22 protein-coding genes and 1 riboswitch are annotated in these 24,348 nt (G+C 48.4%); of the genes, 18 read left to right on the top strand and 4 right to left on the bottom strand.

The genetic code is table 11. The annotated features are described in order from the left end of the window. Nucleotides 1-11 precede the first annotated feature (11 nt). The 5 genes from FA954_RS13995 (at nt 12) to FA954_RS09255 (ending at nt 3,892) form a co-directional block, all read left to right on the top strand. The gene (locus tag FA954_RS13995) at nt 12-140 is read left to right on the top strand and encodes a hypothetical protein (protein ID WP_255347154.1); all 129 of its coding nucleotides are present in this window, start codon (nt 12-14) and stop codon (nt 138-140) included. A 147-nt stretch (nt 141-287) separates the two neighbouring features. Further along, nucleotides 288-938 carry an FMN-dependent NADH-azoreductase gene (locus tag FA954_RS09270; protein WP_037993956.1) on the top strand — a complete coding sequence of 217 codons (651 nt, stop codon included), beginning with the start codon at nt 288-290 and terminating at the stop codon, nt 936-938. Nucleotides 939-1,028: 90 nt separating this feature from the next. Then, complete coding sequence (locus FA954_RS09265) at nt 1,029-1,661, top strand: FMN-dependent NADH-azoreductase (protein ID WP_037993953.1); 633 nt, start codon at nt 1,029-1,031, stop codon at nt 1,659-1,661. Between the two features lie 397 nt (nt 1,662-2,058). Next, on the top strand, nt 2,059-3,216 hold the full coding sequence (locus FA954_RS09260; protein WP_138615034.1) for a homogentisate 1,2-dioxygenase: 1,158 nt from the start codon (nt 2,059-2,061) through the stop codon (nt 3,214-3,216). A gap of 13 nt (nt 3,217-3,229) precedes the next feature. Beyond that, a complete protein-coding gene (locus FA954_RS09255; RefSeq protein WP_049719918.1) occupies nt 3,230-3,892 on the top strand; it encodes a flavin reductase family protein in 663 nt (220 codons plus the stop codon). 37 nt (nt 3,893-3,929) lie between these two features. Here the strand turns inward: FA954_RS09255 and typA are convergent, their stop codons facing one another. Further along, on the bottom strand, nt 3,930-5,747 hold the full coding sequence (gene typA / locus FA954_RS09250; RefSeq protein ID WP_037993947.1) for a translational GTPase TypA: 1,818 nt from the start codon (nt 5,745-5,747) through the stop codon (nt 3,930-3,932). 122 nt (nt 5,748-5,869) lie between these two features. Here typA and FA954_RS09245 point away from each other — a divergent pair, with 122 nt between their 5' ends. Both FA954_RS09245 and FA954_RS09240 read left to right on the top strand, forming a co-directional pair. Next, a complete protein-coding gene (locus FA954_RS09245; RefSeq protein ID WP_138615033.1) occupies nt 5,870-7,603 on the top strand; it encodes an ABC transporter ATP-binding protein in 1,734 nt (577 codons plus the stop codon). Nucleotides 7,604-7,626: 23 nt separating this feature from the next. Continuing rightward, nucleotides 7,627-9,372: an ABC transporter ATP-binding protein gene (locus FA954_RS09240; protein WP_138615032.1), complete on the top strand. Its 1,746-nt coding sequence runs from the start codon at nt 7,627-7,629 to the stop codon at nt 9,370-9,372. Between the two features lies 1 nt (nt 9,373). Here FA954_RS09240 and FA954_RS09235 read toward each other — a convergent pair whose 3' ends face one another. Further along, nucleotides 9,374-9,565, bottom strand: a complete 192-nt coding sequence (locus FA954_RS09235) for an H-type small acid-soluble spore protein (RefSeq protein WP_037993944.1) — start codon at nt 9,563-9,565, stop codon at nt 9,374-9,376. A 158-nt stretch (nt 9,566-9,723) separates the two neighbouring features. On the opposite strand from FA954_RS09235, the gene FA954_RS09230 reads away from it, so the two are divergent. The 8 genes from FA954_RS09230 to FA954_RS09195 all read left to right on the top strand — a co-directional run bounded on the left by FA954_RS09230 (nt 9,724) and on the right by FA954_RS09195 (nt 17,310). Continuing rightward, the gene (locus tag FA954_RS09230) at nt 9,724-11,046 is read left to right on the top strand and encodes an anti-phage deoxyguanosine triphosphatase (RefSeq protein WP_052186642.1); all 1,323 of its coding nucleotides are present in this window, start codon (nt 9,724-9,726) and stop codon (nt 11,044-11,046) included. 104 nt (nt 11,047-11,150) lie between these two features. Then, nucleotides 11,151-11,522 (top strand): hypothetical protein, encoded by a 372-nt coding sequence (locus FA954_RS09225; protein ID WP_037993943.1) that lies wholly within the window; start codon nt 11,151-11,153, stop codon nt 11,520-11,522. A gap of 128 nt (nt 11,523-11,650) precedes the next feature. Next, on the top strand, nt 11,651-12,439 hold the full coding sequence (locus tag FA954_RS09220; RefSeq protein ID WP_037993940.1) for an amino acid ABC transporter substrate-binding protein: 789 nt from the start codon (nt 11,651-11,653) through the stop codon (nt 12,437-12,439). 413 nt (nt 12,440-12,852) lie between these two features. Then, a complete protein-coding gene (gene zwf, locus FA954_RS09215; RefSeq protein ID WP_049719920.1) occupies nt 12,853-14,391 on the top strand; it encodes a glucose-6-phosphate dehydrogenase in 1,539 nt (512 codons plus the stop codon). A gap of 16 nt (nt 14,392-14,407) precedes the next feature. Beyond that, a complete protein-coding gene (locus FA954_RS09210; RefSeq protein WP_037993939.1) occupies nt 14,408-15,037 on the top strand; it encodes a cyclase family protein in 630 nt (209 codons plus the stop codon). A gap of 143 nt (nt 15,038-15,180) precedes the next feature. Then, the gene (locus FA954_RS09205; RefSeq protein ID WP_231564574.1) at nt 15,181-15,864 is read left to right on the top strand and encodes an amino acid ABC transporter permease; all 684 of its coding nucleotides are present in this window, start codon (nt 15,181-15,183) and stop codon (nt 15,862-15,864) included. 15 nt (nt 15,865-15,879) lie between these two features. Next, nucleotides 15,880-16,623 (top strand): amino acid ABC transporter ATP-binding protein, encoded by a 744-nt coding sequence (locus tag FA954_RS09200; RefSeq protein WP_037993933.1) that lies wholly within the window; start codon nt 15,880-15,882, stop codon nt 16,621-16,623. Between the two features lie 75 nt (nt 16,624-16,698). After that, nucleotides 16,699-17,310 carry a class I SAM-dependent methyltransferase gene (locus FA954_RS09195; RefSeq protein WP_052186641.1) on the top strand — a complete coding sequence of 204 codons (612 nt, stop codon included), beginning with the start codon at nt 16,699-16,701 and terminating at the stop codon, nt 17,308-17,310. A 61-nt stretch (nt 17,311-17,371) separates the two neighbouring features. On the opposite strand, the gene FA954_RS09190 is transcribed toward FA954_RS09195, so the two are convergent. Then, nucleotides 17,372-18,175 carry a YqhG family protein gene (locus tag FA954_RS09190; protein WP_037993930.1) on the bottom strand — a complete coding sequence of 268 codons (804 nt, stop codon included), beginning with the start codon at nt 18,173-18,175 and terminating at the stop codon, nt 17,372-17,374. Continuing rightward, nucleotides 18,156-19,883, bottom strand: coding sequence for a DEAD/DEAH box helicase (locus FA954_RS09185; protein WP_037993928.1), 1,728 nt, complete (start codon nt 19,881-19,883; stop codon nt 18,156-18,158). Before FA954_RS09185 ends, FA954_RS09190 begins: the two co-directional genes overlap by 20 nt. A 165-nt stretch (nt 19,884-20,048) precedes the next feature. Then, nucleotides 20,049-20,141: riboswitch (glycine riboswitch) on the top strand. A gap of 162 nt (nt 20,142-20,303) precedes the next feature. Between FA954_RS09185 and gcvT the strand changes: the two genes are divergently transcribed. The 3 genes from gcvT to gcvPB are packed head-to-tail and all read left to right on the top strand — an operon-like array spanning nt 20,304 to nt 24,230. Continuing rightward, nucleotides 20,304-21,401 (top strand): glycine cleavage system aminomethyltransferase GcvT, encoded by a 1,098-nt coding sequence (gcvT, locus tag FA954_RS09180; protein ID WP_121874022.1) that lies wholly within the window; start codon nt 20,304-20,306, stop codon nt 21,399-21,401. 22 nt (nt 21,402-21,423) lie between these two features. Next, the gene (gcvPA, locus tag FA954_RS09175) at nt 21,424-22,773 is read left to right on the top strand and encodes an aminomethyl-transferring glycine dehydrogenase subunit GcvPA (protein WP_049719922.1); all 1,350 of its coding nucleotides are present in this window, start codon (nt 21,424-21,426) and stop codon (nt 22,771-22,773) included. Further along, nucleotides 22,770-24,230 carry an aminomethyl-transferring glycine dehydrogenase subunit GcvPB gene (gene gcvPB, locus FA954_RS09170; protein ID WP_049719923.1) on the top strand — a complete coding sequence of 487 codons (1,461 nt, stop codon included), beginning with the start codon at nt 22,770-22,772 and terminating at the stop codon, nt 24,228-24,230. The genes gcvPA and gcvPB overlap by 4 nt, the downstream gene beginning before the upstream one ends. Nucleotides 24,231-24,348 lie beyond the last annotated feature (118 nt).

The raw sequence follows: 24,348 nt of genomic DNA, 5'->3' as shown, positions 1-24,348 counted from the left end.
GAGGGGTTTTCGTGGAGTCCCAACACGCTCCTGAACAACAAGAAGTCCGTTGCGAACAGTGCGGGGCCGTTTTGAAGCAGGAAGAGGAAGCCAGTCCGGAAGAACAGGTTCATTACTACTTGTTAAAATATTACGAATAAAACCAAAAAGCATTCACTTTTGATAAAAAAACCGGCGTTTTGCCGGCTTTTTTTATTTTTGTTGATGGTTTTATTCTAAAAGAATGGTATATTTGATGAGTACAGAAATGTTCCGTGCATTTTTTTAAGATTTGGGGGTTGTCATCCATGGCTACTCTGCTTTATATTACATCAAACCCGAAACAAGAATCGGAATCAGTGAGCTTGCAAATAGGCAGGGCGTTTTTGAATGCCTATGAGCTTTCCAATCCTTTTGATGAAATCATTAAATTGGATGTTTACCGGGATGAGATCCCGCTTTTGGATGTGGAAGTGTTTGATGCGTGGGCCAAAATGAAAGAGAGTGTTCCGCTTTCTTTGTCAGAAAGAAAAAAGCTGGCCAGAATCAATGAATTGGCCGACCAGTTTGTCATGGCCGACAAATATGTGTTTGTCACCCCGATGTGGAATTTCGGGGTGCCTCCCATGTTGAAAGCTTATATTGACCTCATTTGCATGGCCGGCAAAACCTTTCGTTATACCGAAGAAGGATCTGTCGGCTTGTTGGTGGGAAAAAAAGCGGTACATATCCAGGCGCGAGGGGGGATTTATTCACACGGGGCGATGAAAGCGATGGAATATGGAGACAGTTATTTGCGCATGGTGCTCGGTTTTATGGGGATTTATGATGTGAAATCGATCATTGCGGAAGGTACGGCCGATCCGTCTCAATACCAGGAGATTATCAATCAGGCCAAGCAATTGGCAAAGCGAACGGCAGTGGAATTCGCCAAACCAGTGGGCGAAGGCATGACCTGAGGAAGGAAATTTTTTTAAGTTGACTTGATTAATTATATATATTAAGCTTCTTACTAAAGGTTAGTTTATACAGAAGCAGGAGGAACAGCAGTGGCTAAAATTTTATACATCACAGCAAATCCGAAACCGGAAAACGAAGCCTTCAGCTTGCGCTTGGGAAAAGCGTTCTTGGAAAAAGTAAAAGAAATCAGTCCGGAAGATGAAATCATTGAATTGGATTTATACAAGGCTGACATTCCGTTTCTGGATGAGGATGTCTTTAGCGGATGGGGAAAATTGGCTCAAAATCAAAGCCTGACCCCCGAAGAAGAACAAAAAGTCAACCGGCTCAACGAATTGGTTGACCAATTTGTGGATGCGGACAAGTATGTGTTTGTCACCCCGATGTGGAACTTGTCCTTCCCACCGCGCTTGAAACTATATATTGATGCCATTTGCATGGCCGGAAAAACATTCAAATACACGGAAAACGGCTCGGTTGGTCTCCTTGAAGGGAGAAAAGCCGTTCATTTGCATGCACGCGGCGGCGTTTATTCCGAAGGTCCCGCCCGGGAATTGGAGTTTGCGGATCGCTACCTCCGTGCGATTTTGGGCTTTATCGGAATCACCGATGTTCAGTCTGTTGTTGCTGAAGGGATGGCAGCCAATCCGCAAGAAGCTGAGTCCATTTTTGCAAAAGCTGTGGAACAAGTGCCACAAGCAGCTGCTCGGTTTGTTGAGTGAGCCATTTGATTTTTGCGCCTTCAAAAGGCGCATTTTTTTTATGGAATGGTTGTTTCGCTTGTGGCAGGAACTTCGATCTGATCGGCGGTAAAAGGTTTTGTCGGATTTGAAAGAAAAATCATGCAACAGGCGATAAAAAACAAAAATCCCAACGACAAACCGGAAATAATCAGATCTTTATTCACATTTGAAAACCTGCCTTTAAAATGGTTTCTGTTTTATTTAGACTGATTTTACCCTGGCCGGGTTGCAACAAATATGAAAAAATTGTTGCGGTCCGTGTGTCCGCCGGAGGAGAATGAATTATCAGAATCATTGATTTAGACAAAAAACTAAATATTTTGTTAAAATAGAAATTGGATCTGACTATTATGCGAATGAATGGGGAGGCGAGGCCATGCCCTTTTATCATCGTTTGGGACAATTGCCCCCAAAGCGGCATATTCAATTCCGCCAGCCTGACGGCAGTCTTTACCGGGAACAGGTGATGGGGACCAAAGGATTTTCCGGGATCCAATCCATTTTGTATCATATTCATCCTCCGACACAGGTGAGTGAAGCCAAGTGGATCCGCCCGTGGTCGATTCCGGTGGAGGAAGAAGGTGCCCAACGGCACCGGCATTTTATCACTTTTCAAACCAAAGCGGGAAAAGACCCCGTGGAAGGGCGCGTGTATTGGCTGGTCAATGAGGATGTGGCGATTGCCACGGTTCGGCCAGTGGAAGAGATGAATTATTTTTTTCGCAACAGTGACGGCGATGAAATCCTTTTTGTGCATGAAGGTGAAGGGGTGCTGGAGACGGTTTTCGGCGACCTTCCGTATTCCCCGGGGGATTACCTGGTCATTCCGGTCGGCACCACCTGGCGACTCAACATGAAAGATCAAAACCAGCGTTTTTTGGTGATCGAATCCACCGGGGAAATCACGACCCCCCGCCGCTATCGGAATGAGTTTGGCCAATTGTTGGAACACAGTCCGTTTTGCGAAAGGGACATACGGGTGCCGGAGACGTTGAACCCCCGGGATGAAAAAGGGGAATTTGAAGTCCGGGTCAAGGTGCGCGGCGGGCTTCATGCCTATATTTATGATTTTCACCCGTTTGACGTGATCGGATGGGACGGCTATTTGTATCCATGGGCCTTCAGTATTCATGATTTTGAGCCGATCACCGGCTCCATCCATCAGCCGCCGCCGGTCCATCAAACGTTTGCCGGCACCAACTTTGTGGTTTGTTCCTTTGTCCCGCGCATGTATGATTATCATCCGCTGGCGATCCCGGCTCCTTATTATCACAGCAATGTCCACAGCGATGAGGTGCTGTATTATGTGAAAGGAAATTTCATGAGCCGGCGCGGCATCCATGAAGGTTCCCTGACGTTGCATCCTTGCGGTTTGCCTCACGGTCCGCATCCCAATAAAGCCGAGGAAAGCATCGGAAAAGATAGAACGGAAGAGTTGGCGGTGATGATTGACACATTCCGGCCGCTGAAAGTAACCAAGGCAGCCTTGGACATGGAAGACCGGCAATATATGTACAGTTGGCTGCCGGAATAGAAAGGGGAGAATGATGCAGCTGGATCCTGGGCGGTTGAGTCAAAAGGAAAATTATAAATGGTTGATCGGAACGGTGTTGCCCCGTCCCATCGCCTTTGTGACGTCCATCAGTGCCTCCGGGGTTGTGAATGCGGCCCCGTTCAGTTTTTTTAATGTGGTGGCCACCGAACCTCCGATGGTGGGGTTTGCTTGTATGCGCAAGCCGGACGGGGAAATGAAAGACACGGCGAAAAATATCATCGGTCAACGGGAGTTTGTTGTTCACACCGTAAGCGAGGAAAATGTGGCTTTGGTGAATGAAACCGCAGTAGACTTTCCGCCGGATCAAAGTGAAGCGGAAAAAGTCGGGCTTCATTTGCTCCCGGCGACCGTGGTTCGCGTTCCCCGGATTCAAGAGGCAAAAATTCACATGGAATGCAGATTGCACTGCCATTTGCCGATCGGGGGAAACGGGCGGCATCCCAATGCGGATTTTCTGATCGGGGAAGTGGTTTGGGTGCATCTGGATGAAGGGCTGTATGATCAAGGGAAAGTGGACACCGGTGCACTGAAACCGGTGGGGCGGATGGCAGGAAGGACATACGTGAAAGGGGGAGACATGTTTTCCATGCCCCGGCTTTCCTATGATCAGTGGCTGTTAAAACACAAAAAAGCCGGGGCGAATAACCCCGGCTGACTGCGAACGGATTGGGCCGGACAGTTATGGTCCGGATTCATTTCTTGTGTTTGCGGGCCCGGTCCCGTTCGTTTTTCTTCAATAATTTTTTGCGCAAGCGGAATGTTTTGGGAGTGATCTCCAAAAGTTCATCCTCTTTCATGATTTCAAGTGCATCATCGATGGAGAGTTGGCGCGGCGTGTCCAGACGGAGCGCTTCTTCCGCGGTGGCGCGCCGGATGCTGGTCAAATGTTTTTTCTTGCATACATTGACTTCCAGATCTGTTTCGCGGATATGTTGCCCCACAACCATTCCTTCATAAACTTCCGTGCCGGGAGTGATGTAAAGCTGTCCGCGTTCCTGGGCGGCATGAAGGGCATAGGTGGTGGCTGTTCCCGATTCCCAGGCGATCAGGGAGCCGTGATCATATGCCTCGATGTCTCCGGCATAAGGTTCATAACCATGAAACATCGTATTGATCATCGCTTCCCCGTGCGTCGCCGTTAAAAGTTGCAACCGGAAGCCGAGCAGTCCCCGTGACGGGACTTTGTATGTGAAACGGATGTTTCTGCTGTCCAACACCACCATATCCTGCAATTGTCCTTTTCGTTTACCGAGCAATTCCACGACGGCTCCTTGTTGCTCCGAGCTGGTTTCAATTTCTACGATCTCATAAGGTTCCAGCTTGATTCCGTTCTCTTCTTTCAGGATCACTTCCGGCTTGCTCACTTGGAATTCATAACCTTCCCGGCGCATGTTTTCGATCAAAATGCTTAAATGAAGTTCACCTCTGCCGGATACCAGGAAGTGATCCGCCGAATCCGTCTCTTCAACACGTAATGCCACATCTCTTTCCGTTTCACGCATCAGGCGCTCACGAATTTTTCGCGATGTGAGAAATTCACCGTCTTGTCCGGCGAAGGGACTGGTGTTGATCCCGATCATCATGCGCAAAGTGGGTTCCTCCACTTTGATGGGGGAAAGCGGTTCCGGATGATCCGGATCGGTGAGCGTGTCCCCGATTCCGACTTCACCAAGGCCGGTGATGGCAATGATGTCTCCGGCACTGGCCCGTTGGACTTCCATGCGGTTTAATCCTTGGTGTGTGAAAACTTGTCCTGCTTTCACGGTGCGTTTTTCGCCGTTTTGCGGAAGCAAGGCAAGGGTTTGGTTCTTTTGTATGGTTCCCCGGTTTAAGCGGCCGATGACAATCTGCCCTTTGTAATCGTCATAATCCAGCAAAGTGGCTTGTATCTGTGCAGGCCCGTCCGGATCGGCCACAGGAGCCGGAAGTTGCTCGATGATGGTGTCCAGAAGCGGCTCCATGGTCGGTTTCAGTTCCTCCGGAGAAAAACCGGAGGAACCGGTCAGGCCGCTCGCGTACACAATGGGGAAATCACATTGTTCTTCCGAGGCCCCCAAGTCGATAAACAGGTCAAATGTCTGGTTGATCACTTCTTCCGGTCGGGCGCTTGGACGATCGATTTTATTGACGACCACAATGGCTTTGTGTCCGCGTTCCAGCGCTTTTTTCAACACAAACTTGGTTTGCGGCATGGGTCCTTCAGTGGCATCCACAAGCAGCAGAACGCCGTCGACCATATTCATCACCCGTTCCACTTCTCCACCGAAGTCGGCGTGGCCGGGGGTGTCGACAATATTGATTTTGATGTCTTTATAATGAATGGCTGTATTTTTAGACAAGATGGTGATTCCGCGTTCCCGTTCCAAGTCGTTGGAGTCCATGACCCGTTCTTCGACTTGTTCGTTTTCCCGGAAGATATGGCTTTGTCTTAACATGGCATCCACAAGCGTTGTTTTTCCATGATCCACATGAGCAATGATCGCGATGTTTCGAATGTTTTCCGGTTTCATTCTGTTGTGGGGTCACACGGACCCCAACCCCCTTTTCCTTTAACTTGAAAAATATTTACAAACGAAATCGTATCACAGGATATGATTTCGCGCCAGCAGGATGATGGAGGGTGTGGAGAGGATTGGATCGGTATCAATACTTGAAATGGTTTTTTCTAAGGGAAAAAAAGAGCTATTTGCTGGGAATTGTCGCACTGCTTTTGATTGCGTTGATACAATTATTCCCGCCATATGCCGTGAAGGAAGTCGTGGACTTGATGGCAAGCCGCACACTGACTGTCCGGGATTTGTGGTTTTGGACGGGATTGTGCCTTCTGGCCGCGCTCATCCGGTATGTGCTCGGATATGTATGGCGGATCGCGTTGTATGGCGCGGCAAACCGGCTGGGGAAATGGCTCCGGAATCAAATTTTTGTCCATTACACCCGGATGTCGCCGTCGTTTTTTCACCGGTGGCGAACAGGGGATTTGATGGCCCATGCCACCAATGATATTCAAGCCATTGTCGCAACCGCCGGGGATGGGGTTTTAACACTGGTTGATTCATTGATCACCGGCGGACTGGTGGTCTTGACGATGTTTTTCTTTATTGATGAGTCGTTGACGGTAGTGGCGTTATTGCCGATGCCGGTGATTGCCTGGACGACACGGAAATACGGGAAAATGATGAACCGCCGGTTCCGGGACGCGCAGGAGGCCTTTTCAAGGATGAATGGCAAGGCGCAGGAAAACATTTCCGGTGTGCGGATGGTCAAAGCGTTTGGCATGGAGGAAGCGGAGAAAGAAGCGTTCAGCCGGATTACCGGTGAAGTGGCAGACAAAAACATCGCTGTGGCGAGAGTGCATGCTTTGTTTGATCCGACCATCATGTTGTCCACAGGTTTTTCTTTTTTGTTCAGTATAGCTTACGGGTCTTATCTGGTTGCCGGAGAAAGCCTCACGATCGGCCAGCTCACTCAATTCACCATCTATCTGGGGCAATTGGTCTGGTCGATGCTGGCTTTTGGCTTTCTCATCAATATGGTGGAGCGGGGAAGAGCTTCTTATGACCGTGTGATAAAGCTTTTGGAGGAAGAATCGGATGTAAAAGACGGACCGGAGCCCGAGCGGGAGATTCCGGACGGAGACATCATCATCCGGGTAAACCGGTTCCATTATCCCAGACAAAAAACGCCGGCTTTAAAAGATATTCATCTTTCCATCGGCTGCGGGCAAACGATCGGAATCACAGGGAAGACCGGGAGCGGGAAAACCACCCTCATCCGGTTGTTGTTGCGGGAATTTGATGTGACCGATGGGGAAATCTTGTTTGGTTCCTTCCCGGTCGAGCGGGTGTCGCCGGCATCGCTGAGGAAAAAAATGGGTTATGTTCCGCAAGAACATATTTTGTTTACCGGAACCGTTTATGAAAATATTGCTTTTGCCAAACCGGACGCGAAGCCGGAGGAAGTGGAAAAGGCGGCCAAAATCGCGTCCATTCATCAGGATGTTTTGAATTTTCCCGATGGTTATGAAACGATCGTCGGCGAACGGGGCGTTGCTTTGTCAGGGGGGCAAAAACAGCGGATTTCCCTGGCCCGGGCACTGATCACCGACCCGGATGTCTTGATTTTGGATGACGCTTTGTCAGCTGTGGATGCACGGACGGAATACAACATCTTGAAACAGCTTGCCGAAAACCGGAAGAACAAAACCACGTTGATCATTGCCCATCGGATCAGTGCGATCGAATCCGCCGATTGGATTATCGTGTTGGATCAGGGGCAAATCATCGAACGGGGAGATCACACGTCTTTGATGAGAAAAAACGGTTGGTACCGGCATATGTACGAGCGGCAACAACTGGAATTGTGGTGAATGTGGGGAGGAATGAATGGATTGTGGTGTTCCAACGCCTTTTGCGATATTTGAAACCTTATCAAAAGCGGTTTTGGCTGGCATTTGCGGCCTTGTTGGCCGGGTCGGGCGCCGAAGTGACCGTGCCGCTTCTGGTCAGCCATTATCTTAACGAATACCTGGTTCCCGGGCGGTTTGACCTTGCCGTCTTAAGTGTTTACGGATTGGGAATCCTTGTCTTGCAAAGTGTTGCGGCAGGACTCAACTACTACCAGATGCTTTCTTTTCATACTGTGGCACAATGGGTGGTAAGATCGTTGCGTGAGGATGTGTTTTTGCATGTCCAGCGATTGGGGCTCCGGTTTTTTGATCAGGTGCCGGGAGGGTCTCTGGTTTCCCGGATCACCAATGACACGGAGGCCGTGAAAGATTTTTATGTGCATGTTTTGTCTTCTTTTTTGCAAAACACGGTGTTTATTCTTTTTGTTTTTGCCGGGATGTTCTGGCTCGATGTCACCTTGGCTTCATGGTTGATGATCGTGCTTCCCGTTGTTTTTTGGCTGATGAAAAAATATCGTGATTTCAGTTTGCCGGCTTACCGCGATTTAAGACATCAGCTGAGCCGGATGAATGCCAAATTGAATGATTCCATCACGGGGATGAACATCATCCAGGCTTTTTTGCAAGAGCGGCGTTTTATCAAGGAATTTTCCCGGGTCAATGATTTGCATTACCGGTCCGGAATGAGAAACATCCGGTTCTTCGCTTTGATGTTGCGGCCTGCGACACAGTTTTTGTCCATCGCCGCAACGGTTGCCGTGTTGTTGTATTTCGGCTTTGTCTCCCGGGACGGAGCGGTTCAATTGGGGATCTTATATGGATTCCTTAATTTGATTGAAAGAATCTTCGAACCGGTCAATGAAATCATGATGCGTTTGTCCCCTTTGCAGCAATCGCTCACGGCGGCGGAAAGAGTTTTTGAATTGATGGATCAGAAAGAATTTGCCCCGGGAAAAGAGGGGGATCACTCACCCGAAATCAAAAAAGGGCACATCCGGTTTGAAAATGTTTCCTTCTCTTACGATGGAAAGACGGATGTGCTGAAAAATATCACTTTTGAAGTCAAACCCGGGCAAACCGTCGCGTTGGTGGGGCATACAGGAAGCGGAAAAAGTTCGATCATTCATTTGCTGATGCGTTTTTATCCGGTGAAACGCGGAGAGATTTTTATTGACGGGGTGCCGCTTCGCTTTTATGACAACGGGGAATTGCGCCAAAAGATCGGTTTGGTGATGCAGGAGCCGTTTTTGTTTGCGGGGGATGTGACCGGCAACATCCGCCTGCATCATCCGATGAATGAAGAGCAAGTGAAAAAAGCTGCCCGGTTTGTCCAAGCGGATGCCTTTATTGAAAAATTGCCACGGGCCTGGGAAGAGCCGGTTGTCGAGCGGGGAGCCACTCTGTCCGGCGGACAGCGGCAGTTGATTTCTTTTGCCCGTACCATGGCGATCGAACCGAAAATCCTGTTGCTGGATGAAGCCACCGCCCATGTGGATACTGAGACGGAAGAAGCGATTCAAACGGCGCTGAAAAATATGCGCCGGGACCGGACGACACTGGTCATTGCGCACCGGTTGTCGACCGTCCAGGACGCGGATTTGATTTTGGTTTTACATCAGGGGGAAATTGTGGAGCGGGGAACACATCAGGAATTAATGGAAAGGAAGGGGTTATACCGGAAAATGTACCGCTTGCAGAAGGGAGGCTCCTCTTTCTTACGGCCCCGGTAGATCAGTGCACTTCTTTTTTCTCTTCCAGATCCCAAACCGGGATCTTTTTTACATCATCGGGATTGGTTTCGGAATGAACCTGTGCTTTTTCAGCGCTTTCGTCCACCATGTCAATCCAGACCGGTTCTCCTTGGTACAAGACCGTGATTTTCTCCGGTGATTGCAAAATCTGTTTTGCGCGTTCGATTTCCATGTCCATCGCTCCTTTTTTAAGGTTCTGCTTTTATCATGTTTGGAAAAATGGAAAACTATACAAAAAGAAAATTGATGACGCGCGAAGGGATTTGGCAAAAAACCAAGAAATGTTAAAAGCGTTTGTAAAGAAAGAACGGATGGATAAGGGTGGAGCGTATGTTGATTGTTCGTCCGAAAGAAAACCAATTGTATCTGCCTGAAGACATGGAGCGGCGGAAAGCTTCCAGCCCAAGAAATTTCAAAGATGTACGGGATGATTTTGAGAAAGATTACGGACGGATTGTGCACAGTGCGGCGTTTCGCCGTCTTCAGTCCAAAACCCAGGTGTTTTGGCAAAGTGCAGGGGATTTTCACCGGACCCGTTTGACGCATTCCATGGAAGTCGCCCAAATCGCCCGGGGCATAGGCATTTATCTGAACAAGCACTCCCCTTTTTTTTCGGAAAATCAGGCGCTGGATATTTCATTGTTGGAAGCGGCGGCATTGGCCCATGATTTGGGACATCCCCCCTTCGGCCATCGCGGGGAAGAAGTGTTGCATGAATGTATGTCGGACTATGGCGGGTTTGAAGGCAATGCGCAGACATTCCGGATTTTAACGAGGCTGGAAGGGGAATCGCATGCCGGCGGATTAAATTTGACACGCGCGTTGCTGTTGTCCGTGATGAAATACCCGATCTTTCTGGATACCGCCATGAAGCAAAAACGGGATCGGGATGAGCCGTCTCTTCCACCGAAAGCCAGCATGTTTCGCTGTGATCAGGAAGCGTTTGAATGGGTTGTGTCGTCCCTGAGCGAAGAAGAAAAGGCTTATCTGATGAAGACCGGAGATGCCAACCGCCGCCTGACCGTTCATCAAACGCTGGAGTGCTCGATCATCGACTTGGCGGATGATATAGCTTACGGCACGCACGATGCAGAAGATGCCGTTCATCTGGGATTTATCCGGTTGGCACAGTTGAAAGAGCTGTTGATGCCTTTTGGTGAAAACCCTGTTTATCAAGAGTTGCAAAAAGCATGTATGATTCTGGACCGGACGGATCCGGAAGATCCCCAGTTGAAATACCGGTTAAAAAAAGTGTTTTCCGGATTGATTTCCACGCTGATCACCCACGTCAAAGTGAAAAAGAACGATCTGAATGTCCGGTCGCCGCGATTGAAATATTCGGTGATGTTGCCGGATGATTTGCGGGATTTGTTGGACCGGTTAAAAGAATTGGTATCCGAGAAGGTGATTCTCTCCCAACGGGTTCAAACCATTGCATGGAAGGGGCAACAAATCATCCGTTCTTTGTTTCAGGCATTATTGTCGGAAGAGCGGTTGTTGACCGAACATGACCGGATGCTGTTAAACCAGGCTTCCACGGAAGCAGAGCGGGCTCGCGTAATCTGTGATTATATTGCCGGAATGACAGATTCGTTTGCGATGCGGATGTATGGCCGGTTGTACGGGTTGAGTCGCAATTTTTTTGATTTTTGATCATCCGTCATTGCAGGATGGTGAAAATTGGTGATATAGTAGACGTGATTTTGTCTGGCTGTCCAGGCTCTTCAACGGTTTCTGCAAGAAACAGGGGTGGTGACATGATCTTTAACGTGAAACCGTGCTCCCGTGAATGCAATCCATCCAATGAATTGGGAGAAATTTTGATCGGCATTGATGAGAGTGTCCGCCAGTTGAATGAAGTTTCGGAGTTGTACCGGAAAACGGCACAAATACGCAAGGTTCAACGGAAAGTGGAATGGATGTTGGACCAAGTTCAAAAAAGAGAATGGGAAGGCATTCATCCCCAATTGGAAGAGTTGGTGTATTACTTGGAACTATGTTGTTTCAGCTGGCTGAACATGACGGGTGAATCCTTCCAAACTTACTTGGAAGAAGTGAATCAGCGGTACCGCAAGTTGCTGTGGAGACTGATGACGTTTCACCGGCAACAGAAGAAAAACGATGATTGACAGGAAAATTTTATGTTGTTTCGTTGTATAATCACTCCTTGACAAGGGGATCGATAGTAAGTAGCATAAAATTGCTTTATCCGTTAAAATAGATCGAAAAACTTGTGTTTTGATAGGAGAGACGCTCTGTGAAGTGGTTCAGACATGGTTTGGTTTACTTGCTTGGATTGATGGTTCTTGTGCAACTGACCGGGTGCAGTGTGCAAACCGACAGGGACATGCTGAGTCAGATTAAAGAGAGGGGATCCATCCGGATAGGAACGGAAGGGACTTATAAGCCTTTTAGTTTTCATGATCCTAAAACCAATCAGTTAACCGGTTTTGATGTGGAAGTGGCACAGGAAGTGGCCAAAAGGCTCGGTGTGAAAGCGGAATTTGTGGAAATTCCGTGGGACGGGCTGTTGACCAGTCTGCAAACCGGAAAAATCGATATGGTGGCCAACCAAGTGGGGATTAAACCCGAGCGGCAGGAGAAATTTGATTTCAGCAAACCGTATACCGTTTCATATGCACAGCTGGTGGTGCATCAGGATAATCAAACCATCCGCACGATTGAAGATATCAAAGGAAAAAAAGCCGGGCAAACCCCGACAAGCAACTATGGAAAGATGGCGGAAGAGCATGGCGCTCAAATCGTGGCTTATGAAGATATGATGGGGGCGATGCAGGATGTGGCCGCCAAGCGCATCGATCTCTCCCTCAATGATAAACTGGCGATTGCGGAAATGTTGAAAACGAATGATCTGCCATTGAAAGTCATTGACATCCAAAGTGACCGGGCCGAATCGGCATTCCCGGTGCAAAAAGGCAATGAAGAATTGGTAAAGGCCATCAACAAATCTTTGGATGAAATGGAAAAAGACGGAACGCTGGCGAAAATATCCGAAAAATGGTTTGGCACCGATGTGACCAAATAATGAGAAGAAAGCCCTTTCCTGATAAAGGAAAGGGCTTTTTGTGAAGCGAAACGCCGTCCCGGCAGAAAAAGGGAAACAGGATTATTAAAAAGAGTCAAATGAAGAAAAATTTAAATGAAAAAAGAAAAAACACGCGCATCATGGATCGTACAGGACGGTTGCATTCAGGGGGGCATGCAAGGGAGGTGAAGGATGACGGGGTGAAAACAGGAAAGAAGGATTCTTTTATATATTTTTTCTGTAATCAAAAAAACAAGGAGAAAGAATGTTGAGAATTATATGCTTTTCGTTCTTTGAATCCATTGGTTGATGACATTTGTTAGAATTTAAGATACGTGTTTCAGAATGACTTGATCACATGAAACACATATTAAGGATGAATGTTGGTTTCTGGTTGAAAGGAAGGGAGTAGAATGACTTCAAATAGATCTGTCGGTTCTTTTTCTTTGGTGATTTTCGGAGCGACGGGTGATTTGGCGAAACGGAAATTGTTTCCGGCGTTATTCAGCTTATATAAAAGAGAGCAATTGCCGGAGGACTTTCAGGTGATCGGAATCGGCCGTTCGATCCGAAACGTCGGGGATTTTCACCAAGCGGTAAAAGATTCGGTTCATTCGTTTGGAAGAATCAAAGCCGAAAATGAAGAGGAATGGTCCCGTTTTATAAGGCACTTCCAATTTGTCACTTCCAGTGTCGACGATCCGGCTGGCTATCAACAAATGAAGGCATTGATTGATGAAAAGGAAAAAGCTTGGCAAGGGGCCGGAAATGGAAATCGCTTGTTCTATCTGGCGATTGCACCGGATTTATACGGTACGGTTTCCTCTCATTTGAAGGAATCCGGATTGACCCGGACCAACGGATGGAAACGAATCATCATCGAAAAGCCGATCGGGCACGATTATGAATCGGCAAAACAGTTGAATGAGCAGATCAAAAAAGCCTTTACCGAAGAGGAAATTTACCGGATTGACCATTACTTGGGCAAGGAAATGGTGCAAAACATCGAAGTGTTGCGGTTTGCCAATTCTTTGTTTGAACCGATCTGGAATCATCAATACATTGAATCCGTACAAATCACGGCCAGTGAAACGGTGGGCGTTGAGCAGCGGGCCGGTTATTACGATCAAGCCGGTGCGTTGAGGGACATGGTGCAAAATCATATGCTGCAGATGCTGATGATGGTCTGCATGGAACCGCCCAGCCGGTTGAAAACGGAAGCGATTCATGATGAGAAAATCAAAGTGTTGCGCTCGCTCAGACGTTACGATCAAGAGGAAGTGGGAAAATATTTTGTGCGGGCTCAATACCAAGAAGGGGCCATGGGGGAAAAACCGGTGCCCGCGTACCGGGATGAAAAAGACATCGATCCCCGTTCCATGACGGAAACATTTGTCGCTGCCAAACTTTTTGTGGATAATTTACGTTGGGCCGGTGTTCCTTTTTATATCCGGACCGGCAAGCGCATGACGGAAAAAGTGACGCAAATTGTGATTCAATTTAAGGAAATGCCCCGGATTTATTTCAACAGGCAAAATAATTTGCGTCCCAATCTGCTTGTCATCAGCATCCATCCCGAAGAAAGCGTCAAATTGGTGCTAAACGCCAAAAAAGCCGGATCCGACCATCAAATTGTGCCCGTTGCATTGGATTTTTGCCATAACTGTGAACAGCGTACGCCGGAAGCATACGAATCATTGATCTATGATGCGATTGTCGGGGATCAGACCTTCTTTACGCATTGGGAAGAAGTGGCGCTGTCATGGAAGTTTATTGATCCGGTGCAACAAGCCTGGACACAGGAACAAGATTCCCTCCATTTTTACAAAAGTGGGACCTGGGGCCCGCAAGCAGCGCATGATTTGTTGGCGGAAGAAGGACACCATTGGTGGCCGCCCATCCTTCAAAACGATCCTCAGGTGGTCACGGCCGATGAATTGAAAACTACATAACAAGGGAGAGTGTGCCATGAAAATTTATGATGTTTCCATGCCGATTGTACCGGACATGCCTGTTTACAAAAACAAAGAAACGAAGAAGCCGTTGATCCAAGTCGTGCAGGATTTTGACACGGCCGCAGCCAGAGAATCAAAAATCACGATGGATGTGCATTGTGGCACCCATGTCGATTCGCCGCTTCACATGCTTCCGGATGGAGGAACGATGGAAACCGTTCCCCTGGAACATTTGGTCGGTAAAGCAAGGGTGTTGGATTTTTCCGATGTGGAAGGAGCCATCGGCAAAGAGGATCTCGAAGCCAAAGACATCCAGCCCGGCGAGTTTTTGTTGCTGAAAACCAAAAACTCCGGGAAAGACGAATTTGATTTTGAATTTGTTTATTTAAAAGAAGATGGAGCCAAGTTTCTGGCAGAGAAGAAAGTAAGAGGCGTGGGGATTGATGCGCTCGGGATCGAACGTTCGCAACCGGGGCATCCCACTCACAAATCTTTGTTTCAAGCCGGTGTGATCATCATGGAAGGATTGCGGTTGAAAGAAGTACCGGAAGGAACTTATTTTATGGTGGCTCTGCCGATTAAATTGATGGAAACGGAAGCCGCTCCGGCGCGGGTGATCCTGATGGAAGGGATTCAGGCATAATGAAAGGGAAAGAGGCGACTTCGTGTCGCCTTTTTTGCTTTGACATGGAGTCAGGGGCTGATTATGATAGAAACATCCACCTTTAAATAAAAGTAAATTGATAGACTTATAATATATTTGCGATGGAGTGTAAAAAAATGGATGTGTTAACGCAAATTCGCTGGGAACAATTATTTGACCTTGAATTGGCGGTCGAAAGCGCGCCTTACATTTTGGAAGGGTTGGCAGCCACGATCTGGATGAGCCTGGTGTCCATGGCAATCGGGCTTTTGCTCGGCTTAATCACCGCCGTCGGCCGCATGTCCAAAAACTTTTTGTTTCAGTGGATCGCCCGCGCCTACATCTCCATTATCCGCGGGACGCCTTTGTTGGTGCAATTATTTATTTTGTACTTCGGTCTGCCGGTGATCGGCATCAAGTTAACGGCCACGCTGGCAGGGATCATTGGTTTGTCCCTCAATGTCGGGGGATACTCCGCGGAAACGATCCGGGGATCTATCCTTTCCATTCCCAAAGGCCAGTGGGAAGCCGCATCCTCCCTCAACATGACTTATTGGCAAACGATGCGTCGGGTGATTATTCCGCAGGCGGCCCGTGTGGCTCTCCCGTCTTTGGCGAACACTTTTTTAAGTTTGGTGAAGGATACTTCTTTGTTGGCGATGATCACGGTGAATGAAATGTTTTATCATGCCAAAATTGTCGGAGCCCGTGCTTTTGATTACATGACGGTGTACATTTTGGTCGCATTTTTCTATTGGGTGATTTGTACATTGCTGAACATTGTCCAGGAAAAACTGGAAAAACGATATGGACGTTATGCGGCATAGAAAGGGGGAGCAACTGTGATCGGGATCAGAGATCTTTATAAATCGTTTGGCGATGTGGAAGTGTTGAAAGGGATTCATTTGGAAGTCCGCCAGGGGGAAGTGGTCTGCATCATCGGACCGAGCGGATCGGGAAAATCGACCCTGTTGCGTTGCTTGAACCTGCTTGAAACCCCGGACCGGGGGCAACTGACCATTTCCGATGTCACGCTGTCGTTTGGAGACCGGCAAATTGCGCCGGCGGAAGTCCGGAAGTTGCGCGAAAAAACCGGGATGGTGTTTCAGGGATTTCATTTGTTTCCGCATCGCACGGTGCTGGAAAATGTGATGGAAGGGCCGGTGGTGGTCAAAAAGGAATCAAAACAAAAAGCAAGGGAAAAAGCTAAACAATTGCTTGAAAAAGTGGGGTTGTCCGACAAAAAGCATGTTTTTCCGAGCCAGCTTTCCGGGGGACAGCAACAGCGCGTGGCCATTGCCCGGGCGTTGGCGCTGGAACCGGAGGTGCTGCTCTTTGATGAACCGACTTCGGCGCTGGATCCGGAGCTGGTCGGGGAAGTGCTGAAAACGATGAAAGAGCTGGCCCGGGAGCAACAAACGATGCTGATTGTCACCCATGAGATGTCCTTTGCCCGTGACGTGGCGGACCAAATCATCTTTATGGATCACGGACAGGTGATCGAATCGGGATCGCCGGATGAAATTTTTGTCAATCCCCGGGAGGAACGCACCCGTCAATTTCTGTCCAAATTGCTGAATCCGTGACGTGGTTTCTTTTTTAAAAGAAAAGGGAATATAATAATTTCATCATTTCATTACTCACCAAAATGGGGGATGGAGATGGACTGGAATCAAGCTTATGAAACCGGCGACTTTAAAAATTGGGATTTTGGAACAGCTTCATCGGAACTGGTTGCGTTATTTGCCGTCAAAGGTTTGCCGCCTGAAGGAAAGCGTGCGGTGGACATCGGTTGCGGCGGCGGATGGGAATCGATTTTTCTGGCGAAATGCGGATTTGATGTCACCGGGATCGACTTTTCGTCCAATGCCATTCAATTGGCGAAAAAACGGGCGGAAGACGCAAAGGTTCAAGTCGATTTCAAACAAGGAAATGCTTTGGCGCTTCCCGTTGAGGATGAATCGATTGATTTTGCCAATGACCGGGGTTGCCTGCATGTGATTCCGGAAGAAGACCGTTCCCGGTATGTAAAAGAGATTCTGCGCATTTTAAAACCGGGCGGACAACTGTTATTGCGGGGTTGCCGCGAATTGACCGATGAGCTGAAAGCAGCAGCCGGCGAAAGGAAAATTGCCATCAAACCGTTGGCAAAGGAAACGATTGAGTCGCTGTTTTCACCCGATCATTTCACCCTCGGCCCCATTCTTCCCTTGCGCCTGATGGGAGAGACCAATGGGATTCCGGGGAATATCGTGTTGATCACAAAACGTTAAAGTTACATAAGGACAAACGGAAACAGGGGGTGTGCCGGGGTTCAAGCCACACCCTGTTTTTTCATGATTCCATGTAAAACAGTCCGGCATTGATCACTTCCGCTTCGATGCGGGGATGAAATTGCCAAACCAATTCTTGTTCCCGGTTTTTCTTTTCCTTCCGGATTTCATCGTCTTGTTTCTCCTCCCCCGGATAAAAGGCATTTAATTGCTCCAGTTCCATGTTCAATCGTTCTTTCGCTTCCTTTGCCCATGTCTGGTCTTCTTCTTTCAGCTGCTCTTCCAGATAATATTCCAATTCGCCGACGGCTTCGGTCAAAGACATTCCGTGCGCGGGGAGATAGCGGTGGGGAGGCAGGCGGTTTACCCATTTTCGTTTTTTCAGACAGTCATAAAATGACTCGGCAATTTCCCCGTTCAACAGGTTGATACCAAGCGAACTCAAGCGATTCTTTTTCTGGTCACAAACATAGGAAAGCTGATAATTCACCAACAGCCAGGGAGTGTACGGCTTGGATGGCGAATGGCTAGGTTGCCAACCGGGATCCTCGTACAACCGGACAAATTTTCCGTGTTTTTGCGCGGATTGGAGCATTTTTTGGAAACGGGGGGACCCATAATGCAAAATTTCCCCCCGGATGTCAGGAGGATGGTTCTCCGGATCGAAAATAAAGCAAAGTTGGACCGGTTTGGGCGGAATGTTCATTTTTTCAACGTACATCCAATAGAAGGGGCGGTTGAGCAAATCTTTATCGGCTTCGATCGATAATTGCGTGATCAGATAAGAAGGGCCCGATTCAATGACCGGGCATTGATAAAGCTTCAGGTATTTCTCTGTCCACTCTCTAACTTGGGCTGGATCCATAAAGCAACACATCCTCTTTGTCTTTCTGATCTTTCAGGACCGCTTTTTTCGTTTCGAAAAAGGCATCTCCCCATTTGCTCAGTTGCTTGCGGACTTCCTCGTCATCTTTTGCTTCCAGCCAAACCCGCATGATGTTTTGTTCCACGTCTTTTTCCCAATCCATTTTTTCCAAAATGACTTCCAGCTCGCCGATGACGGACCGGAACAGATCGATTTTTTCATGCAGCAACCAAATGATATGCTCCTCGATGGTGTTTAAGGTGGCAAAATTATAGATATGCACATCGCTTTTTTGCCCCAACCGGTGAATCCGGCCGATTCGTTGTTCCACCCGCATGGGGTTCCAGGGCATGTCATAGTTGATCATATGGCGGCAAAATTGGAGATTGATGCCTTCGCCGCCTGCCTCCGTCGCGACAAGGACCTGGGCCCTTTTTTGGAACAGCTCCATCATCCAGTCTTTTTTATTCCGGTTAAATCCGCCGCGAAAGGGAACGGCCTGAATCCCGGCATTGAGTAATTCACGCATCAGCATTTCCTGGGTTGCGCGGTATTCCGTAAACAACACCACTTTTTCCGGGGACAGGCGGCGGATTAATTCAACGGCGGCTTTGGCTTTGGAAGAGTATTTTATGCTTCTTAAAAGCGTGATCAGATTGGAAATCTCCGGTGAAATTTCGGATTGACCTTTTGCCTCTTTTTGCAGTAGTTTAAATAAAGTATGAAACACTGCATCCCGGCTGCTGCAAATTTCTTTTTGCAAAACCAGAAGGGAAAGCGTGTTTTGCATATCGGATGATTTGTGGTATCTTTGGCGTACGAAGTTTGTCATGCCGTCATACAGAGCCCGCTCGGCAGCGGAAAGTTCGATGGAAATGGTCTGAACATGCCGTTTGGTCAACGGCAATTGTTGATCGGACCGGCGGTTTCGGATCAACACGCGTTGAATTTCCTCTTTCAGTTGGGCCTCATTTTTGGCTTTTCGTTTTCCTGCGACATAATCACTTTTGAAATCGGATTGTTTTCCCAGGTGTCCCGGTTTTAAAAGGGTCACCAGGTTATATAATTCTTGTATCTCATTTTGAATGGGCGTTGCCGTCAGCAACAGACAATATTTCTTTTGCAACTGGTTAATAAATTGCCAGTTTTTTGTGCGCCGGTTTTTCAGTTTGTGGGCTTCATCGATAATGACAAGATCATAATGTTTCTTCAATACATGTTCGCGGTGGGGATCCCGTTTGGCGGTGTCGATGGAAGCGACTAAAAAGTCATATTTGTCCCACATCCAGACTTTTTTTTGGGCCATGACCGGGATGTCAAATTTTTGATTTAATTCCCGGGTCCATTGCAATACTAAAGAAGAAGGCACCAAAACCAAAGCCCGTTTGACCAGTCCGCGAATCAGATATTCTTTGAAAATCAAACCGGCCTCAATGGTTTTTCCGAGTCCCACTTCATCCGCCAAAATGGCGCGGCCGCGCATTTCGTTGATGACGCGCCTTGCGACTTCAATTTGGTGCGGAAGCGGTTCAAACCCTTGAATTTGTTTCAGACATTGGATAGATTCAAAAGAGGGGATGATCTTTTTTTCGGTCGCTTCCACCGCCAATTGGAAGCGTTCCCATGTGGACCAGTTTTGGTCCGTTTCCGCTTGGGTCAGAAAGGATTGAAGCCACGTTCGGTCAAAACGAATCGGAGGTGAATGCATCCGTCGATCCACCTTTCTGATAGTCATTGATCCTGTTATAGTATGGTTCAAACGAAAAAAATGGATGCATAGAAAAATAAAAAACGAACTTTTTTTATAATCATATCGAAAATAATCGTGGATTATGGCAAAATGAGGGGTAGATAACCAAATATTGTTCGGCGGTTGAAGGCGGGAGGAGAGACCACATCCGTGGCGCCGAAGGAGCAAGCCTTGGAAGAAGGCGAATCTCTCAGGCAAAAGGAGGCCCGCTGGACGCACCTCTGGAGAGTGCTGGTCTTTTGGATCACAGCCACCAAAGGGGCAACTTTGCGTTCATTTCGCAAAGCAACTCTCAGGTCGTAAGGACAGAGTGTTTTTCCCGTGACAGGGGGCATTCTGTCTTTTTTTCATGACCCATGATGTAAGGAGGAACCAGACATGAGTGAGCTGAAAAAAACTCCGTTGTATGAAGTTTACAAGGATGATGCCAAGATGGTTGCTTTTGGCGGTTGGGAAATGCCTGTCCAGTTTTCCGGCATCAAACAGGAGCACGAAACGGTTCGCACCAAAGCCGGATTGTTTGATGTTTCCCATATGGGAGAAATCATGGTCAGCGGGCCGGATGCTTTGGATCTGCTGCAAAAGCTGACCACCAATGATGTTTCCAAGCTGAAAACGGGAGCCGCACAATATACCATCATGTGCAATGAGGATGGCGGAACCATTGACGATCTGTTGATTTACCGGACAGGAGAACAAACATTCATGCTGGTGGTGAATGCTTCAAATATTGATAAAGATTACGAATGGATCAAACAACATGCATCCGGACAAGTGGTTGTGGAAAACATTTCCGGGAACGTGGCGCTTCTCGCTTTGCAGGGCCCGCTGGCGGAACAGGTGCTGCAACGCTTGACGGAAACGGACTTATCAACGATTTCATTTTTTAAATTCCAACAGGAAACCGAGATTGCCGGAGTCAAAGGATGTCTGGTTTCACGAACCGGTTACACCGGGGAAGACGGTTTTGAGATCTATTTTGCCGCTGAGGATGCTCCCGGGTTGTGGAAGGCGATTCTGGAGGAAGGAAAGCCGGAAGGAGTTTTGCCTTGCGGTTTGGGAGCACGGGATACCCTGCGCTTTGAGGCCAAGCTCCCGTTATACGGGCAAGAACTGTCCGAAACGATTACCCCGGTCGAAGCGGGATTGGGCTTTGCCGTCAAACCGGATAAAGGGGAGTTCATCGGGCGGGAAGTCCTGGCTTTGCAAAAGAAGGAAGGCGCTCCCCGCAAACTGGTCGGACTGGAAATGACGGAGCGGGGAATCCCGCGCACCGGCTACCCTGTCTATCGGGGAGAAGAAAAAATCGGGGAAGTCACCACGGGAACACAGTCCCCCACGTTAAAAAAGAATATCGGGCTGGCATTGATCCGTTCGGAATATGCCAAAACCGGTGAAGAGGTTGAAGTGGAAATCCGCAAGAAAAAACTGAAAGCGAAAATCGTCAAAACCCCTTTTTATAAGCGCGAGAAGTAAAAGAGAAAGGCGGAGGTCGGATATGACAAAGTTTCGTTATTTGCCGATGACGGATCAGGATCGGAAAGAAATGTTGAAAACCATTGGAGTCGGATCGGTTGAGGAATTGTTTGCAGAGATTCCCGAAGAGGTGCGCTTTCAAGGTGAATTAAACCTTCCCGAAGCGATGAGTGAGCCGGTTTTGGTGAGGCATATGGCCCGTATGGCGGGAAAAAATGCTTCGCTGGACCAATATGTTTCTTTTTTGGGAGCCGGCGTGTATGAACACCATATTCCCAGTGTGGTGAATCATGTCATCTCGCGGTCTGAATTTTATACCGCTTATACTCCTTACCAGCCGGAAATCAGCCAAGGGGAACTGCAAGCCATTTTTGAATTCCAAACCATGATTTGTGAACTGACCGGCATGGAAGTGGCCAACTCATCCATGTATGACGGATTTACCGCCTTGTCGGAAGCAGCCAGTGTGGCAGCGGGGGCATCCCGTCAGAAAAAAATGATCGTTTCCGAAACCATCCATCCGGAGGCCGTCCAGATTCTTCAAACCAATGCCAAAGGATTCGGATGGGAGATCGTCATGGTGCCGACCAAAGACGGGGTCACCGACATCGAAGCCCTGCGGCAGCTGGCGGATGAAAAAACGGCGGCCGTCCTTGTCCAATCCCCGAATTTCTTTGGGAATATTGAAGACTTAAAGGGGATTGAAGAAATTGCCCATGCGCATAAAGGTTTGTTGATTGTCAGCACCAATCCGTTGTCTCTCGGCATTTTGAAACCGCCCGGCCATTATAAAGCGGACATTGTTGTCGGGGATGCACAGCCTTTGGGAATCCCGGCTTCCTTCGGAGGTCCCCACTGCGGGTTTTTTGCGACGACGAAAAAGTTGATGCGCAAGATTCCCGGACGGATTGTGGGACAAACCGTGGATGAGGACGGAGTGCGCGGATTTGTTCTCACCTTGCAGGCCAGGGAACAACACATCCGCCGCGACAAAGCGACATCCAATATTTGTTCCAATCAGGCGCTGATGGCCCTGGCGGCGAGTGTTTACATGTCGGCATTGGGGAAAAAAGGCATGCAGGAAGTGGCCTGGTTAAACACCAAAAAGGCTCATTACGCGCAAAAACGCCTGTCGCGAGTTCCGGGGGTTCGCCCGGTTTATCAGCAACCTTTCTTCAATGAATTTGTGATTGAACTCAGCCGCCCGGCCGGAGAAGTCAATCAAGCCCTCCTTCACCACGGAATGATCGGTGGATATGATCTTGGCAAGTTAAACCCGGCTTGGGAGAAACAGATGCTGATGGCAGTGACCGAAGTGCGGACCAAAGAAGAAATCGACCAGTTGGCAGAAAGATTGGAGGAAATCTTATGAAGAGCAAAGAGAAAGCCTTGATTTTTGAAATGAGCCGCCCGGGGCGTGTGGCATACAGTTTGCCGGAGTCCGATGTGCCCGACGTGGATGATCTGCCAGCAGAGTTGCTTCGGGAAGAACCGGCGGAACTCCCGGAAGTGTCCGAACTGGATTTGATGCGTCACTATACGGAATTGTCCAGACGCAACCATGGTGTGGACAACGGCTTTTATCCCCTGGGATCTTGCACCATGAAATATAATCCGAAAGTGCATGAGGACGTGGCCCGTTATCCCGGATTTGCCAAAATTCATCCTTATCAGCCGGAAGAAACGGTTCAAGGCGCTTTGCAACTCTTGTATGAATTGCAAAACGACTTGGCCGAGATTACCGGAATGGATGCTGTGACGTTGCAATCGGCCGCCGGAGCGCAAGGGGAATGGACCGGCTTGATGATGATTCGCGCTTACCATGAATCGCGGGGGGAAAACGGGAGAAACAAAGTGATTGTTCCGGATTCGGCACACGGAACCAACCCGGCCAGTGCTTCCGTTGCCGGATTTCAAACCATCACCATCCCTTCCAACGAAAAAGGCCTGGTGGATGTGGAAGAATTGAAAAAAGTTTTGGGGGAAGATACGGCAGCCCTGATGTTGACCAATCCCAACACCTTGGGCTTGTTTGAAGAACAGATTCAGGAGATTGCCGATTTGGTCCATGAAGCGGGCGGGTTGCTGTATTATGACGGAGCCAATGCCAATGCGATTTTGGGGATTGCCCGTCCCGGGGACATGGGATTTGACGTGGTGCACTTAAACTTGCACAAAACGTTTACAACCCCGCATGGCGGTGGCGGCCCGGGAGCCGGACCAGTCGGGGTGCGCAAGGAATTGACGCCGTTTTTGCCCACCCCGGTCGTTAAAAAGGATGACGAGGGAACTTATTATCTCGATGAAAATATTCCCGGCTCCATCGGCCGCATCAAAGGGTTTTACGGAAACTTCGGGATTTTGGTCCGTGCGTATGCCTATATCCGGACGATGGGGCCCGCCGGTTTGCGCCGGGTGTCGGAAGATGCCGTATTAAATGCCAATTATCTGATGCGCCGGCTCGAGCCTTATTTCGACCTGCCATATCCGCAACATTGTAAACATGAATTTGTCCTGTCCGGCAAAAAACAGAAGAAATTGGGGGTACGGACCCTGGATATGGCCAAACGATTGCTCGACTTCGGCATGCATCCGCCGACGATTTATTTCCCGCTGATCGTGGATGAGTGCCTGATGATCGAACCGACCGAAACGGAAAGCAAAGAAACATTGGATGCCTTTGTGGAGGTCATGATTCAGATTGCCAAAGAAGCAGAAGAAAATCCGGAGATCGTGCAAGAAGCCCCGCACCATACCGTATTGAAAAGATTGGATGAAGTGCAGGCGGCAAGAAAGCCGGTCGTACGTTGGACGAAACCGGATCAATGAACAAAATGAAAAAGCACAAACGGGGGAGTGCCCTTCGTTTGTGCTTCTTTTTTAATTTAAAAAAACAAAGATTAATAATAATTAAATTAATACCGAAATCCTGATTTTCCAGAGTCTC

It is taken from the genome of Thermoactinomyces vulgaris (genome assembly GCF_005886755.1).
Lineage (GTDB): Bacteria > Bacillota > Bacilli > Thermoactinomycetales > Thermoactinomycetaceae > Thermoactinomyces > Thermoactinomyces vulgaris.
Note: the sequence above shows the minus strand (reverse complement) of the source record. Positions and strands in the feature narration are given on the sequence as shown.

Excerpts from the sequence above, each read along its gene's own strand:
- FA954_RS09270 (WP_037993956.1), top strand. The coding sequence starts at position 288 with ATGGCTACTCTGCTTTATATTACATCAAACCCGAAACAAGAATCGGAA.
- FA954_RS09260 (WP_138615034.1), top strand. The coding sequence starts at position 2,059 with ATGCCCTTTTATCATCGTTTGGGACAATTGCCCCCAAAGCGGCATATT.
- FA954_RS09255 (WP_049719918.1), top strand. The coding sequence starts at position 3,230 with ATGCAGCTGGATCCTGGGCGGTTGAGTCAAAAGGAAAATTATAAATGG.
- typA (WP_037993947.1), bottom strand. The coding sequence starts at position 5,747 with ATGAAACCGGAAAACATTCGAAACATCGCGATCATTGCTCATGTGGAT.
- FA954_RS09235 (WP_037993944.1), bottom strand. The coding sequence starts at position 9,565 with ATGGAAATCGAACGCGCAAAACAGATTTTGCAATCACCGGAGAAAATC.
- FA954_RS09230 (WP_052186642.1), top strand. The coding sequence starts at position 9,724 with ATGTTGATTGTTCGTCCGAAAGAAAACCAATTGTATCTGCCTGAAGAC.
- FA954_RS09225 (WP_037993943.1), top strand. The coding sequence starts at position 11,151 with ATGATCTTTAACGTGAAACCGTGCTCCCGTGAATGCAATCCATCCAAT.
- zwf (WP_049719920.1), top strand. The coding sequence starts at position 12,853 with ATGACTTCAAATAGATCTGTCGGTTCTTTTTCTTTGGTGATTTTCGGA.
- FA954_RS09210 (WP_037993939.1), top strand. The coding sequence starts at position 14,408 with ATGAAAATTTATGATGTTTCCATGCCGATTGTACCGGACATGCCTGTT.
- FA954_RS09195 (WP_052186641.1), top strand. The coding sequence starts at position 16,699 with ATGGACTGGAATCAAGCTTATGAAACCGGCGACTTTAAAAATTGGGAT.
- FA954_RS09190 (WP_037993930.1), bottom strand. The coding sequence starts at position 18,175 with ATGGATCCAGCCCAAGTTAGAGAGTGGACAGAGAAATACCTGAAGCTT.
- FA954_RS09185 (WP_037993928.1), bottom strand. The coding sequence starts at position 19,883 with ATGCATTCACCTCCGATTCGTTTTGACCGAACGTGGCTTCAATCCTTT.
- gcvT (WP_121874022.1), top strand. The coding sequence starts at position 20,304 with ATGAGTGAGCTGAAAAAAACTCCGTTGTATGAAGTTTACAAGGATGAT.
- gcvPA (WP_049719922.1), top strand. The coding sequence starts at position 21,424 with ATGACAAAGTTTCGTTATTTGCCGATGACGGATCAGGATCGGAAAGAA.
- gcvPB (WP_049719923.1), top strand. The coding sequence starts at position 22,770 with ATGAAGAGCAAAGAGAAAGCCTTGATTTTTGAAATGAGCCGCCCGGGG.